At 72.5% G+C, this 13,195-nt stretch carries 9 protein-coding genes; 5 read left to right on the forward strand and 4 right to left on the reverse strand.

From position 1 onward, the window contains the following. Positions 1 to 153: 153 nt before the first annotated feature. From ACFE8Y_RS01135 to ACFE8Y_RS01150, 4 genes are read right to left on the reverse strand one after another with little or no spacing between them, the layout of a single operon-like run. On the reverse strand, positions 154 to 1,443 hold the full coding sequence (locus tag ACFE8Y_RS01135) for a hypothetical protein (RefSeq protein WP_375462535.1): 1,290 nt from the start codon (positions 1,441 to 1,443) through the stop codon (positions 154 to 156). Continuing rightward, the gene (locus tag ACFE8Y_RS01140; RefSeq protein WP_375462536.1) at positions 1,440 to 3,044 is read right to left on the reverse strand and encodes a lipopolysaccharide biosynthesis protein; all 1,605 of its coding nucleotides are present in this window, start codon (positions 3,042 to 3,044) and stop codon (positions 1,440 to 1,442) included. The genes ACFE8Y_RS01135 and ACFE8Y_RS01140 overlap by 4 nt, the downstream gene beginning before the upstream one ends. Then, on the reverse strand, positions 3,034 to 4,314 hold the full coding sequence (locus ACFE8Y_RS01145) for a glycosyltransferase family 4 protein (protein ID WP_375462537.1): 1,281 nt from the start codon (positions 4,312 to 4,314) through the stop codon (positions 3,034 to 3,036). Before ACFE8Y_RS01145 ends, ACFE8Y_RS01140 begins: the two co-directional genes overlap by 11 nt. Next, positions 4,295 to 5,533: a glycosyltransferase family 4 protein gene (locus ACFE8Y_RS01150; RefSeq protein ID WP_375462538.1), complete on the reverse strand. Its 1,239-nt coding sequence runs from the start codon at positions 5,531 to 5,533 to the stop codon at positions 4,295 to 4,297. The genes ACFE8Y_RS01145 and ACFE8Y_RS01150 overlap by 20 nt, the downstream gene beginning before the upstream one ends. A 52-nt stretch (positions 5,534 to 5,585) precedes the next feature. On the opposite strand from ACFE8Y_RS01150, the gene ACFE8Y_RS01155 reads away from it, so the two are divergent. From ACFE8Y_RS01155 to ACFE8Y_RS01175, 5 genes are all read left to right on the forward strand, one after another. Next, on the forward strand, positions 5,586 to 6,701 hold the full coding sequence (locus ACFE8Y_RS01155; RefSeq protein ID WP_375462539.1) for a glycosyltransferase family 4 protein: 1,116 nt from the start codon (positions 5,586 to 5,588) through the stop codon (positions 6,699 to 6,701). Positions 6,702 to 7,127: 426 nt separating this feature from the next. After that, positions 7,128 to 8,294: a glycosyltransferase gene (locus tag ACFE8Y_RS01160; RefSeq protein ID WP_375462540.1), complete on the forward strand. Its 1,167-nt coding sequence runs from the start codon at positions 7,128 to 7,130 to the stop codon at positions 8,292 to 8,294. Positions 8,295 to 8,462: 168 nt separating this feature from the next. Further along, the gene (locus ACFE8Y_RS01165; RefSeq protein ID WP_375462541.1) at positions 8,463 to 10,655 is read left to right on the forward strand and encodes a GumC family protein; all 2,193 of its coding nucleotides are present in this window, start codon (positions 8,463 to 8,465) and stop codon (positions 10,653 to 10,655) included. Beyond that, positions 10,655 to 11,839, forward strand: coding sequence for a glycosyltransferase (locus ACFE8Y_RS01170; protein ID WP_375462542.1), 1,185 nt, complete (start codon positions 10,655 to 10,657; stop codon positions 11,837 to 11,839). Before ACFE8Y_RS01165 ends, ACFE8Y_RS01170 begins: the two co-directional genes overlap by 1 nt. Beyond that, a complete protein-coding gene (locus ACFE8Y_RS01175; protein ID WP_375462543.1) occupies positions 11,836 to 13,023 on the forward strand; it encodes an acyltransferase family protein in 1,188 nt (395 codons plus the stop codon). Before ACFE8Y_RS01170 ends, ACFE8Y_RS01175 begins: the two co-directional genes overlap by 4 nt. The last annotated feature ends 172 nt before the right edge of the window (positions 13,024 to 13,195 follow it).

Consider the following 13,195-nt stretch of genomic DNA (forward strand, 5'->3'; position numbering starts at 1 on the left):
ACGTTCATGCGCTGCCTGAAGTTCCGTCCGGATCGCCGTCCCGGTCACGCCCGTTCCGGGCCCTGCCTTAGCGGGACGGGGTCGGGAAGGGAATCCGGGCCGCGGGATGCCCCCCTCCGAAGCCCCGGATGCGGCGCGCCGGGATCGAGGCCGTTATCGCAGTTCCAGCACGCTGAGCCGGTCCGTGACGCCGAACGTGAGGCGCTCCGCCGGGGCGAGGGTTTCCGTGGCCACGGAGCCGTCATCGGCGAAGCGATGGAGCCGCACCGCCCGCGGCGGGCGCGTGAGCCGCAGGCCGACGGGCTGCGGGGCGAGGTCGGCCTTGAGCCGGCGCAGCACCCGGTCCCAGTTGCCGACCCCGAGCCAGATCGGCACGAGGATCGTGCCGTCGCGGCGCAGGAAGCGGGCGGCCTGCAGGTCGGGGAGGCCGGCCTCCAGGGCGACCTCGACCGGGGCATTCGTCGCGGCACCCTCGGACCGGAACAGGCGCATCAGGTTCGCGACCGCTTGAAAGGTCGGCGTCGGCGATCCGTCGTAGCGCAGGAGCCCGAAGCGGCTCTCCGGGTCGGCCTCGCCGCGATCGTTCGAGCAGATCAGCTCGTAGAGGTAGGTGCGCCGCACGCCCTGGAGGAAGCTCCAGAGGAGGAGGCGCGGCATGTATCGGGCCCGCATCGCCTCGGAGACCGGCAGGTGGAAGCTGCCGGTGGCGAGCGCCGTGTGGTAGCCGTTCTCGGTGGCGAGGATCGGCGCGGCGCCGTAGACCGGACGCACAGCCGCGACGAAGCGGCGGAGGTCGCCGTTGCCCTCGGTCTCCGGATGTTCGAGGCCGGGATAGGCGTGGACGTTGCCGAAATCGACGGCGCCCGAGAGGTTCTCGGCGGCCGCGACGTTGCCGAAGATGTAGCTCGGGCCGGCGACCTGGACGGCGCGGAACCGCGGATCGCCGCGGGCCGCCCGGTAGAGGGCGCGCTGGTGCTCGGCCGACGCGTGCGGCCGCTCGCTCCCCCCGGTCGCGATGTTGGGCTCGTTGCTGCCCTCGACGATCGCGAGGCCGCCCTCGCACCACGCGGCGATGTCGGGAAAGCGCCGGGGTGGGGTGAGCGGCGCGGCATCGAGCCCGTCGTAGAAGACGAGGCTGAACCGGTAGCCGCCCCGCGCCAGCCGGGCGATCCGCTGGAACTGCGGCGGCGGCTCAGGGCCCTCGAGCACGACGTCCTCGCGCAGGTGCATGATCCCGAGTTCGTCGAGGGCCGCCGCGCAGCGCTCGAACAGCGCGACGTAGGGGCTCTGCGCGTGGCCGAAATGGGTGTTGACGCCGACGGAGGCGGTGAAGTCCTCAGCCCGGTGCAGCGGGACCGGGCCGGCGGCGGCCCGCGTCGCGAGCGACAGGGCGCCCAGCGCCAGCACGGCCCGGCGCGTCGGCGCCCGTGTCGGCACGCTCACGCCTTGCCTCCCGCGATCCGCCCGGTCGGGCCGAGACCGGTCTTCGGCGAGGAGGACGCCTCGGGCTCCGGAACGATCCCGGGGACCGACGTTCGGGCAACGGCAGTCCGATGCAGGATGAGCGCCAAGCTCCTCCGCAGCGTGTCGCGCAAGAGAATGGCGGCGAGCGCCCCGTAGGCGAGGACGCCGCCGACGATGACGGCGGCGAGCCCCGCACGCTCGCCGAGTTGCAGGTAGACCGCGTCCTGCACGAGGAGGATTCCGCACGCCATCAGGGCGGCGCAGGCCAGGATCGGCGCCAAGGCTGCGGCGATCCGCCCGTTGCCGACCGGGACGAACCGGCCGGCAGCGATCACCACCAGCGGCGAGAACAGGTAGGCGCGCAGCACGTGCCCGACGACGAGGGCCGACAGCCCGAACGGCGCGGTCGCCACCGCCACCAGGATCGTGATCCCGAACTGGCCGGCCGCCAGGACCAGCGCCGCCCGGGTCCGGTCGGACGCGGTGAAGATCGTCCAGAGGAGCGAGGTCGCGACGAATTCCGGTCCCAGCAGCGACAGGATGCGCACCACCGGAACCGCGTCCCGCCACTGCTCGCCGAAGAGCAGCGGGATCAGGGTCGGCGCCACGGCGGCCATGCCGAGGAACGCCGGGAGCGCCAGGACCGCCGACATCGCGACGAACCCGTTGAACGCCGCCGCCAGTTCCCCGGGTCGTCCCTGGAGCCGTGCGTAGGTCGGCAGGGCGACCGAGGCGAGCGGGATGACGGCGACCTGGCTGACGAGGTCGATGCAGCGCCACGCGAGCCGTAGGAGGCCGATATCGGCCGTCGACAGGAAGTAGGCGGCGATCACCTCCTGGCTGCGGATGCTGAGCGTCAGCAGCAACTGGGTCGAGAACACCCGGGACCCGAAGGCCACCTGCCGGCGGGCGTGGCCGCGGTCGAACCGGCGCCCGGGGAGCCAGGGAAACGCCGCCCAGGTCAGGACGGTGGTCGCGCTCGTGGCGAGCAGGCGCTGGACGACGAGGCTCCAGACGCCGAACCCGTGAAGCGCCAGCACGACCGCGACCGACCCGCCGGCAAGGTTGGCCGCGAGCGCCCGGACCGCGAGGCTGCGGAACCCGAACGTGCGCTGCAGCCGCGCCTCGTGGATCACGCCGAGCGCCGAGACGACGAAGGTGACGGCCAGAGCCGCCAGCACCGGCTGGAGCTCGGGCAGCCGCAGCAGCCACGCGATCGGCCAGGACAGCAGGACCAGCGCCAGCGCGTAGGCGCAGCCGGAGGCCAGCGCGACCCAGAAGGCCGTGTCGGCGAAGGCCGCATCGAGCCGTTCGGTCTGGACCACGAGGTCCGGCAGCCCGCCCCGCGTCACGATGAGCAGGATGTCGATGAAGACGACCGCCACCGCGACGAGGCCGAACTCGCCCGGGTTCAGGAGCCGGGCCAGCACGAGGAAGACGGCGAAGCTGAGGACGACGTTGCCGATCGAGCTGACCGCGACCCAGCCGGCCGCCCGGACCGACCGGCTGGTCACGTCGTCGTGCAGCGGCAGGATCGCGGCGGGTCCTGAGGCGGGTGAGATGTCCGCTCTAGGCTCCATGATGGGGTCCGCGTGCGGCGGACGCTTGCAGCAGGGCCGAGGGACGTGGACGCACGGCCGCACGGCGCTCGTCGACGAGTTCGGCGTAGAGGGCGAGGTACTTCTCGGCCACGCGCGCGGAGGTCGATTCCCGCAGGACGTGCTGGAACGCGCGCTCGTCGGGCAGGTCCGCCCGCCCGCGGGCGACGACCGCCCGGATGCGGTCGGCGAGGTCGGCGTCGTCGCCCGCCGAAAACAGCCAGTCGGCGTTGTGCTCGCCGATCAGCTCGGGGATGCCGCCCGAATCCGCCCCGATCACCGGCACGCCCATCGCGTAGGCCTCGTAGACCGTGCGCGGGGAGGGCTCCGCCCAGAACGAGGGGACGACGAGCACGTCGATCTCGGTGAGGAAGTCCTTCGGCTGCACCCAGCCGACGAACTCGATCGGCAGCCCTGCCGCCCGCGCCCGGAACCGCTCGATCGAATCGTCCATCGCCTGCCCCGCGATCAGGCAGCGCCAGTCGCCGGGGCCGATCCGGTGCAGCGCGTCGATCAGGGTGCCGACGCCCTTCTCGACGTTGATGCGCCCGAGGAAGCCGAAGGTCATCGGCCGCCCCGTCCGATCGACCCCGCGGCGCGCGGCGGGATCGCCGTCCGGGACCGTGCAGGAATAGTAGATCACCCGGCGCCGCTCGGGCGCGAGGTGGCGGAACAGCCCGTGGTCGACATGGGTCTTCAGGATCTCGGTGCCGACGCTCGCCACGGCATCGACCCACCTATTGGTCAGTTGCTTGGAGGCGTTCACGACCTTGCAGCCCAGGTGCCAGTGCGTGCACGGCTTGCCGTGCTTGAACATCGCGGCGTTGCCGCAGATCAGGTCGTACTCGCAGATCGTGTGGACGATCGGGATGCCGCGCTTGGCGGCCGCGCGCCAGACCAGCGTCGAGATGTCGAGCAGCGAATGGGTATTGACGATGTCGGGCTGAAAATCATCCAGCACCCGGCCGAACTCCGCGGCGACCGCGAAATTCCACTGCTGCTTCAGCTTGAAGGTGTTCCGCGCCAACCGGCCGTGCTGCGCCCAGTCCTCGAGCCAGAAGTCGTTGTGGTGGGCCATGCGGTAGACCGTGACGCCGTTGCGCACGGTCTTCGGCTCTGCCTGCCGCTCGATGCAGGCGGCGGCGACCGTGTGCCCGAGCCCGGCGAGTTCCTCGGCCAAGTGCTCGACGGAGCGCTCCGCGCCGCCGACGATGTGGGGCGGATAGAGCGAGCTAAGATGCAGGATGCGCATGAGGCCATGATCCGCCGGCGGAGACCGGCTCGCGGTTGAGGAGGGTGCGGTAGAGGTCGAGGTAGCGGGCGGCCACGATCTCCGGCCGAGTCGCGGCCCGGACGGCGGGCGCGTTGCGCAGGCCCAGTGCGAGGCGGGCCGGATCGGCCACCACGCGCGCCATCGCGGCGGCGAGCGCTTCGGAATCGCCCGGCGGGACGAGCCAGTCCGCGTTCGCGCCGACCTGCTCGGCGATGCCGCCGACGGCCGTGCCGATCACCGGAACGTTTCGGGCGTAGGCTTCGGCGACGGTGCGCCCGAAGGCCTCCGGCCAGACCGGCGGGACGACGAGGCAGTCGATGCCGTCGAGGAAGGCGTCGCGCGCGACGAATCCGGGGAAGTCGATCGGCAGGCCTGCGGCCATCCCCCGGTAGCGGTCGAGCCCGTCGACTGCCCGACCCGCAACGCCGAGCCTCCAGCCCGAGGGCGGCAGGCGCCGGCAGGCGTCGAGGAGGACGTCGACGCCCTTCGAAGGCTCGATCCGGCCCATGTAGCCGAAGGTGACGCCGGCCGCAGGAGCCCCGCGCTCGGCCGGGGGCGGTGCGCCCGCCACGATCGGGTTCCAGATCACCTGCCGCAGGGCGGGCGGGACCGCACGGAAGAACCCGGCCGCGAGGTGGCGCGCCAGGATGTCCTCGCCCACGCCGATCACCGCATCGACGGAGTGCTGGCAGAGGCGGTGGGGCAGCGCGTAGGCGCGGCACTTGGCGTGCGGCCGGTCGCAGATGCGCCCATCCCGCACCATGGCGCCGTTGGTGCACAGGCTCGTGAAGTCGTGCAGCGTGTGGACGACGGGCACCCCGAGGCGCGCGAGCATCGGCCACAGGCGCGGCGTCAGTTCCGACATCGAGTGGGTGTTGACCACGTCGGGCCGGAAATCGCGCAAAGCCGCCTCGATCGCGGCGAGCGTGCGCCCGCCCCACTGCGCGGCGAGCTTGTAGCGGAGGCGGCTCAAGCGCCCGTGCTCGGCCCAGTCGAGGACGTGGAACGGCGTGCCGTGCCCGACCCGGTAGATCGTGGTCCCGTCGGCGGTGTCGGGGCCTTGCGCCCGGCGCGACAGGCAGGCGACGCCGAGCGCGTGCCCGAGCCCGGCCTGCGTTTGCACGAGGGTTTCCACCATCAGCTCCGCCCCCCCGACCTGTTCGGGCTGGTAGAGCGAGGTGAGATGGAGAATACGCATCGGCGGGGTCCGAGCCTGCGGGCGCAGCCTAGCCGCCGGTTATTGCCAGTCGATGAAGCGAATCCTCGTCAACATGCCGAGCCAGTTCGGCGGCAAGCCGTCCGGCGTCGCGCGGGTGGCGTTCCGCCTGATCGCGGAACTGGCCTCGCGTCCCGATCTCACGATCGTCCTGCGCTCGCCGTGGACGCGCGATGCGCTTCCCGAAGGCCTGCGCGGGCGGATCGAGGTCGTCACCGTCCCGCGCCCGCGCATCATGGTGCTCGACGTCCTGCGCCAGCTCCTCACGGTTCCGGCCTGCTGCCGGCGCCACGCCATCGACCTCGTGCTGAACATCGATCCCTACGGCGCGGCCCGCGGCGGGCGGGCGCGGGTGGTGGTCGTGCACGACCTCTACTTCCGGACGATCCCCGAAAGCACCGGGCCGCGCGAGGCCCGCACCACGGACCTGATCTTCCGGCTCATGCTGCGGGGCAACGGGGCGGTCGTGGCGGTCTCCGACGCGACCCGGCGCGACCTGGAGAAGCATTACCCGCGGGCACGCGGGCGCGTCCGGGTCATCCCCTCGGCCTCGGTCATCGACCCGGCGGCACTGACGGACGGGGCGCGCTCGGAGGTCGCGGGACCGTTCATCCTCGCGGTCGGCAACGCCACCCACAACAAGAACTTCGGCCTCCTGGCGGAAGCGGCGGCGCGGCTCGCCCCGCACAGGCCGGACCTCGCCATCGTCCATGTCGGGGAGGACCCCGACGATGCGATCGGCGCCGTCCTGCGGCGTCTTGACGCCGGCATCCGCGTGATCCGCCTGTCGCGCATCGACGACGGCCGGCTCGCGGCCCTCTACCGCGCCGCCCTGTGCCTGTGCGTCCCGTCGTTCGCGGAGGGCTTCTGCCTGCCCGTGCTCGAAGCGCAGGCGCTCGGCTGCCCGGTGGTGTGCGCGAACCGGTCCGCGACCCCGGAGGTGGCGGGGGAGGGGGCCCTGACCTTCGACCCCACGGACCCGGCGGCGCTGGCCGCGTGCCTGCATCGGCTGCTCGACGAGCCCGGACTGCGCGCGGACTTGGCGGCGCGCGGCCGGCGCAACGAGGCCCGCTACACCTGGGCGGCCACCGGGCGCGCCTACGCCGCGCTCCTCAGCGACGCGCTCGATCCGGCCAACCGGTCCGCCTGAGCGGTTCTCACCGAGCGCCCGCGTCACGGCCTCGATGCGAGCGGGTCGCGACGGAACGCGGGACGCTGCGCGACGCGCTCCCGGGTCCGGCGCTTCCGCCACGGCATCCGCGCCCGGACGCGCGGCTGCGCAGCGCCGTCGGCGCGGCGAACCACCCTGGCCTGCACGGCCCGACCGCGAGCGGCGTCGCCGGACGATACGCCTCGGGGCATGACGAGACTTGGTTAATGTTCACCACGTGAATGGAATTGCCTGTTTCCGATGAACCTGTAGGGCGGAATAGGCATAAAGCTTTCTGTAAGGGAAGCATATCAAGTTATCGAATGCAGGTCGATGGTAGCTTCTCGGTGTTTCACACGTTGAAGTTGTACATCTGTAAGCAGATGTGCCGTCGCACGCATGCCCGCCGGTCGAGGTTTCACGAAGATGCGCGTCGCGATCGTTCATGATTGGCTCTACGTCGTCGGCGGTGCGGAGAAGGTCCTGCGGGAGATCCTGGCGCTCTATCCCGGGGCCGACGTGTTCACGCTCTTCGACTTCCTGACGCCGGCCGACCGCGCGGCGATCGGCTTTTCCGCGGCGCGGACCAGCTTCCTCCAGAAGATGCCGTTCGCGCGCACGCACCATCGCGCCTACCTTCCGCTGATGCCGATCGCCGTCGAGCAGTTCGACCTGTCGGCCTACGACCTCGTCATCTCGAGCAGCTACGCCGTCGCCAAGGGCATCCTGACGGGCCCGGATCAAGTCCACGTCTCCTACATCCACTCGCCGATGCGCTACGCCTGGGACATGCAGCACACGTACCTGCGCGAGAGCGGGTGCGCTTCCGGGATCAAGAGCATGGCCGCGCGCATGCTCCTGCATCGGATGCGCCTGTGGGACAGCCGCACGGCGAACGGTCCGGACGCGATCGCCACCAATTCCGGATTCGTGGCCCGGCGCATCCGCAAGGTCTACGGCCGCGCGGCGGAGGTCATCCCCCCGCCCGTCACCCTCTCGAAGGCGTGGTGGGACGGTCCGCGCAGCGACCACTTCCTCGTGGCGAGCCGGCTGGTTCCCTACAAGAATGTCGAGGCGGTCGTCGCGGCGTTCCGGGAGCTGCCCGACCTCAACCTCGTCGTGGCCGGGACCGGCCCGGAGGAGGGACGGCTGCGGCAGGTGGCCGGCCCTAACGTATCGTTTGCCGGCTTCGTGGACGACGGGACGCTGCGGCACCTGATGGCCACGGCGCGCGCCTTCGTCTTCGCGGCCGAGGAGGATTTCGGCATCGTCGTGGTCGAGGCCCAGTCGGAGGGCACGCCCGTCCTGGCGCTCGGCCGGGGCGGGGCGCGGGAGACGGTCGCGACCCAGCCGCCGAACCGGTCGGGGATGTTCTTCTCCGATCCTGAGCCGAGCCTCATCGCGGCCTGCATCCGCGACTTCACCGCCCAGGAGGCGACGTTCTCGCGCGCGGCCTGCCGCGCCCAGGCCGCGCAGTTCTCGCCCGAGACCTTCCGCGCCCGATTCTCCGGCTTCGTCGAGCGGCAGATGGCGCTCCATCACGACGCCGGTCCCGTCCGGGACCGCACACCGCCGCGCCTGGCCATCGCCTGAGGCGGCCTGAAGCGCCGTCCGGCGAAACGGTCACCGGTTCGTCGCGGGAGCGCGTGTCACCACGAAGGTCTGGAGCCGTTCGCGATCCGATCGCGTCGGGAACGGCTCCAGCCCGTGCCCTCTCACCGCAACGCCCGAGAGCGGCGTTGCCCAGCCCGGTGGCCGACGATGACGACGTCCTACCTCAACCCGGACCGTGCCGTCTCCGCCTTCGCCGGAGGCCAATCCGGTCCGGTCGCGATGATCTGGCGCCGGCGCGGCCTGTTCGCGGCCGTCTTCCTCACCGTCGTCGCCCTGACGGTGGCCGCCCTCCTGGCCGCGCCGGTGCAGTACCTCGCGATCGGCTCGGTCATCGTCGCGGAGGCGGAGCCGGGCAACAACAACGCCAACGCCTCGATCGCGTGGATTCAGAAGCTCGGCGATCCGGCCGACATCGAAAGCCAGATGCTGGTGATCCGCGCACCGCGGATCATGCGCCTCGTCGCCTCGGGCGACGTCGTCGAGAAGGTGATCGCCGAGTGCCGGCACGCCGCGGGCGCCGGCCTGCTCGCCGGCCTCCTGCCCGCCAAGGACGGGGAGTGCGAGACGATGCGCGGCAGCACCGACCTCGTGGTCGAGTACCTCCAGCGCCGCTACGTCGTCAGCAGCGCCGGCCGCTCGCGGGTCATCAACATCGCGTACCGGTCGCCCCTGCCCGAGGTCGCGCAGGCCCTGACCAACGCGCTCATCACCGCGTTCCTCGACGATCAGCGCGGCGTCATGGCCAACAGCCGCGCGGCGGCGACGGACTGGCTGTGGAAGGAGATCCGCCAGCTCGACGCGAGCCTGCGCGACGACGAGGCACGGATTCAGGCGTTCCGCCGGCGCAAGGGGCTGATGTCGGGCGCCACCGGGCCGATCACCTCCGAGCGGCTGTCGATCATCAGCCAGCAGCTCGCGGCGGCCGAGACCGCCAAGGCCGACGCCGCCGCCCGCCTGAGCGAGATCAACGCCGACCAGGCACGCGGCTCGATCAACGCGCCCGCGGTCCTGGCCAGCCGCACGATCGGCGACCTCAAGCAGCAGATGAGCGTCGTGACGGCGCAGATCGCCAACACCGGCACGATCCTCGGGCCGAACCATCCGACGCTCCAGGCCATGCGGATCGAGCAGGCGAGCCTCAAGCAGCGCATCGAGCGCGAGGTCGCGAGCATCGCGGCCGGCCTGAGGAAGACCTTCGACGCGTCGAGCGCGCTCGCCAAGTCGCTGCGGCAGCAGATGGACACGGCCAAGACCGAGGTCGCGTCGGCGATGGACGACGAGGCGACCGTCGCCGGCATGGTGCGCAACGCCGAGATCAAGCGCGGCCAGTACGCCGACCTGTCCAAGCGGGCCAACGAGCTGGAGACCGAGCGGCGCATCCTCGTCGGCAGCACGCGGCTCGTCAGCTTGGCGGACCTGCCGATCGCGCCGTTCTCGCCCAAGCCCATTCCCTTCCTGGGCGGCGGCTTCGTCCTCGCCCTCGTGCTCGCGGGTGCGGCGGCGCTGCTGCGCGAGCGCGGGGACCGCAGCGTGCGAACCTCCTCCCAGCTCGCCGCGATCACCCGCGCGCCCGTCTTCGCCCAGCTTCCGCACCTGAGGCGGAGCGGTGCGGCGGCGCTGCTGGGCCGGATCTCGGAGCGCGGGACGGACCTGCCCCTTGCCGCCGCCCTGCGCGGTGCCCGGAGCGATCCGCTGATGCAGCAGGTCCTGCGCAACCTCGCCGCGCGCCTGCTCATGGCGGGCAGCGACGGCCGGAGCCGCGCGATCCTCGTGACCTCGGCCGCGCCCGGCGAGGGCAAGTCGTTCACCACCCTGGCGCTGGCGCAGATCAGCGCGGCCGGCGGCCGGCGCGTCCTCGTGGTCGAGTGCGACCTGCGCCGCCCGGTCTTCGAGGCCGCCCTCGACCTCGAGGCCGGTCCCGGCCTCGGCGGCATCCTGCGCGGGGATATCCTGCCGCGGGAAGCCGTGACGGCGACCGGGTTGGACAACCTCGACGTGATCCCGGCGGGTGCTGCGACCTCCGGATCGACCGAACTCCTGATGGGCGGCCGGATGGCGGACCTGCTGCTCTGGGCCAGGAAGTACGACCTCGTGCTCCTCGACAGCCCGCCCTCGACCCTGCTGATGGACGCCCACGTGCTGGCGCGGCAGGTGGACGGCGTGCTGTGCTGCGCCCGTTGGGGGCATTCGCAGATGGCCGCCACTGTCGCGACCGTGAACGGCCTGCGCGAGGCCGGCGGCGACGTCCTCGGGATCGCCATCACCATGGTTCGGGAGGACGAGCATCCGTTCTACGAGATGGGCCGCCTCCCGGCCCGCCGCTACCTCGGGGCCGCCTGATGCGCACGCCGCGGGTGCTGTTCGTCAACCACACCAGCACCATGTCGGGCGCCGAGATGGTGCTCGCCGACGTGGTGAAGCCCTGGCGAGGCTCCGGCGCCTTCCTGTTCGAGGACGGACCGCTGGACCGGGCGATGCGCGGGCAGGGCCTCACCGTCGTCCGCGCGCGCCGGGGCACCGGCCTGTCCGGCCTGCGCCGCGACGGCTCGCTCCTGCGGGCGATCCCGCTGGCGGGTCGCCTCGTCGCGACCGTCCTCGAACTCGCGCGGGCCGCGCGGGGCCACGACGTCGTCTACGCCAACTCCCAGAAGGCGTTCGTGCTCGCCGCCCTCGCCACGGGGATCGCGCGCCGCCCCCTGGTGTGGCACCTGCACGACATCCTCGACGGCGCCCATTTCGGCCGCGCGCAGCGCGAACTTCAGGTCCGCCTCGCGAACGCCCGGGCGGCGCGGGTCGTGGTGCCCTCGTCGGCCGCCGCCGCAGCCTTCGTGGCCGCGGGCGGCCGGGCCGACCTCGTCGAGGTGGTCGCCAACGGCCTCGACCTGCCGGCCGATCCCGCCGCGCCGGCCGCCCTGCGCGAGGCGCTCGGCCTGCCGGCCGGCCCGCTGATCGGCGTGTTCAGCCGCCTCGCGCCCTGGAAGGGTCAGCACGTGGTGCTGGAGGCCCTGACCCGGCTTCCGGGTGTCCGGTGCGTGATCGTCGGCGCGGCCCTCTTCGGCGAGGACGCCTACGCGGCACGCCTGCGCGCCCTGGCGGCCGAGCGCGGGCTCGGCGACCGGGTGCGCTTCCTCGGGCAGCGCAGCGACGTGCCGCGCCTGATGCGGGCGGTGGACGCGGTCGTCCACCCCTCCATCGCTCCGGAGCCCTTCGGGCGCACCCTGGTGGAGGCGATGCTCGTCGGCGTGCCCGTGATCGCGTCGGACGCGGGCGCGGCGGCCGAGATCCTCGACGCGGGCGCGGCCGGCACGCTGGTCCCGGCCAATGATGCCGCGGCGCTGGCGGACGCGATCGCGCGGGTCCTCGTCCCATCGCCGGCGCTCGCCGCGCAGGTCCGCTCCGCGCAGGTCTCGGCCCGCGCCCGCTACGGCGCGGCGCGGATGCGTGCGGCCGTCTCCGACCTGATCCTGCGCGTCGCCGCCGGTGACGGCACCCGGGCGTCTCCCATGGCGGGTAAAGCGGCATGAGCGACGGCACGGACGCTCCGACCCGCGCGCCCGCGCGCCGCCTCGACGCCGTGCAGGTGCTGCGGGCGGTCGCGGCCGGCATGGTCGTGCTGCTCCACGCCCAGGCGGTGTTCGCGCTTCAGGGCGAGGCCCGCGGCCTGTGGATGCCGCAGTTCACGGCCCTGCCGCTCGGCGCGGGCGTCGACCTGTTCTTCGTCATCTCCGGGTTCATCATCGTCTACGCGTCGGAGGGTCTGTTCGGCGCCGACGGCGGTGGGCTCGTCTTCCTCCGGCGGCGCCTGCTGCGGGTCGTGCCGCTGTACTGGTTCGCGCTCAGCCTGCGGCTGGCCGTGCTCCTGGCGGGCGCCGCCGCCGGGACGATGGCCGCACCCGGCTTCGCGGCCGTGGCCACGTCCTACCTGTTCATCCCGTTCGACGCCCTCGGCTACGGCCCGCGCTACCCGTTCCCGATCCTCGACCTCGGCTGGACGCTGAATTACGAGGTCATGTTCTACGTGCTGTTCGCCTGCGGCATCGCCGTCGCGCGTTCAATCTCGCGCGGCGGGCGCGAGACCGCGGGCCTCCTCGTCGTCGGCGTGCTCGCGGCCGCGGTGGTCGCGGCCTGGTGCCGGCCGCCGGCCATCGATCAGGTCTGGTTCTGGTTCCAGCCGATCGTCCTGGAATTTGCAGCCGGCATCGGTCTGGCGCTGCTGTTCCAGCGCGGCGTCCGGCTCGGGCGCGTCACGGCCGGCCTGCTGTGCGGCCTCGGCGTGCTGGTCTGGGCAACGATCGACGTCGCGTGGTTCGATCCCATGAGCGGGCCCGCCCAGTACGGGTGGCCGCGGGCGCTGATCTGGGGGGGCGGCGCGGCGCTCGTCTTCGCCGGGCTGGTCTTCGGCCCCTTCCGCTTCGACCACCCCGTGCTGCGTCGGCTCGTCGGAATCGGGGACGCGTCCTACGCGCTCTACCTCCTGCATCCCTTCGTGTTCCTCGCGGCGAAGGTCATCCTGCCGGCGCTGCCGCTGCGCGCAGGTCTGCTCTGGCCGCTGACCGTGCTGATGGTGGCGGTGTCCGTCCTGGCGACGCTGGCGTTCCATCGCCGCGCTGAGGCGCCCGCGATCCGCTGGCTGCAGCGGAACCCGCCGGATGCCATCCTGCGGCGGTTCGTGCGCCGCGCGGCCCCCGCGAGCCTTGATCCGCGCTGAAGCTCGGGCACCGACCGTGCGGGCGTGCCGGTTCGCGCGTCTTCGTCTCCCGCGGGCGCGTCGATCGGGGCCGGGCCTCGCTCAACGCCGCCGGCGCCAAGTCGCCCGCGCCGTCTGATACCAACGGCGGCTGGGTCTGACTCTTTTTTGAATGACGGGTCGGGTTTGGGAT

Source organism: uncultured Methylobacterium sp. (genome assembly GCF_964242245.1).
In the GTDB taxonomy this organism is placed as follows: domain Bacteria; phylum Pseudomonadota; class Alphaproteobacteria; order Rhizobiales; family Beijerinckiaceae; genus Methylobacterium.

Coding starts and splice junctions, on each gene's coding strand:
- ACFE8Y_RS01140 (WP_375462536.1), bottom strand. CDS start 3,044: ATGGAGCCTAGAGCGGACATCTCACCCGCCTCAGGACCCGCCGCGATC.
- ACFE8Y_RS01145 (WP_375462537.1), bottom strand. CDS start 4,314: ATGCGCATCCTGCATCTTAGCTCGCTCTATCCGCCCCACATCGTCGGC.
- ACFE8Y_RS01150 (WP_375462538.1), bottom strand. CDS start 5,533: ATGCGTATTCTCCATCTCACCTCGCTCTACCAGCCCGAACAGGTCGGG.
- ACFE8Y_RS01155 (WP_375462539.1), top strand. CDS start 5,586: ATGAAGCGAATCCTCGTCAACATGCCGAGCCAGTTCGGCGGCAAGCCG.
- ACFE8Y_RS01160 (WP_375462540.1), top strand. CDS start 7,128: ATGCGCGTCGCGATCGTTCATGATTGGCTCTACGTCGTCGGCGGTGCG.
- ACFE8Y_RS01165 (WP_375462541.1), top strand. CDS start 8,463: ATGACGACGTCCTACCTCAACCCGGACCGTGCCGTCTCCGCCTTCGCC.
- ACFE8Y_RS01170 (WP_375462542.1), top strand. CDS start 10,655: ATGCGCACGCCGCGGGTGCTGTTCGTCAACCACACCAGCACCATGTCG.
- ACFE8Y_RS01175 (WP_375462543.1), top strand. CDS start 11,836: ATGAGCGACGGCACGGACGCTCCGACCCGCGCGCCCGCGCGCCGCCTC.